Annotated in this window: 1 protein-coding gene; it reads right to left on the bottom strand. The window is 71.6% G+C overall.

From position 1 onward, the window contains the following. A partial coding sequence (locus VR44_RS20860) for a LamG-like jellyroll fold domain-containing protein (protein WP_045949074.1) occupies positions 1–915 on the bottom strand: 915 nt, incomplete at both ends.

The following is a 915-nucleotide window of genomic DNA, read 5'->3' as shown; positions in this document are numbered from 1 at the left end:
GCCCGCCCGTCCACGTACAGCCGGAACCGGCTGCCCTTCGGGTCCGGGTTCTTCGTCCACTTCGCCCCGTGGAGGCGTGCGGTGTGGCTCTCGGAGTCGTCCTTGGCCGCGTTGCCCTCGTTCTCCTCGAACCGCCAGTGCGCCACCAGCCCCTTGGGGCGGACGCCCGCCTCGACCGAGCCCGGCTCGTCGGGCCCCGCCCCGGCCCCGGGGGCCTGCGGCGCCGACGGGATGTCCACGCCCAGGTCCTTCGCCGCCCGGGGCACGTTCCAGATCCGTACCTCGCTGATCTCACCCGAGAACGATTCGACGGTCGAGCCGCGCCGGGCCCGGCCGATCTCCAGCGGGCCGGGGTGCGAGAGGTCCGGCGCGTCGTCGTAGCGGGTCGTACCGGCCTCCTCGCCGTCGATGTGGAAGGAGACCTCGGTCCAGCGGCGGACGGCGACCGACTCGATGACGTCCATCACCACCGGGGTGAGCGCACCGCCGACGGTCATTTCCGTGGTGCGGCTGCTCTTCTTCTCCTCCCGGGAGTCGCCGAGCTTGCGGACGACCGCGATCCGGTGGAACGTGCCCGCCGTGACCGCCTTGTCGGAGGTGTGGACCACCCGCTTGCCGTCGCGGTCCTCGAAGGAGAAGACCAGCTTGCCGCTGGTCGTGATGCCGAGCTGGTACGGGACCTTGCGGCCGCGCCCGTCGTCGATCCGGCCCTTCGACAGGACGCCCTGGGCCTTCGACAGACTGTCGGTCCGCAGGAACACCTCCAGGGTGAGATCGCGGCCGATGTCCAGGTCCGAGGCGTGCGGAGCCTCGGCGTAGACGCCGTTCGCGAACTTCAGCGCCCAGGACTGCTCGTACGCGGCGGCGACATGCGTCCAGCGGTCCACGGGCACGGTCGCGGCCGAGGTGACGAAC

Source organism: Streptomyces katrae (genome assembly GCF_000966975.1).
Lineage (GTDB): Bacteria > Actinomycetota > Actinomycetes > Streptomycetales > Streptomycetaceae > Streptomyces > Streptomyces katrae.
The sequence above is the reverse complement of the archived record's forward strand: the minus strand, read 5'-3'. Positions and strand labels throughout refer to the sequence as shown.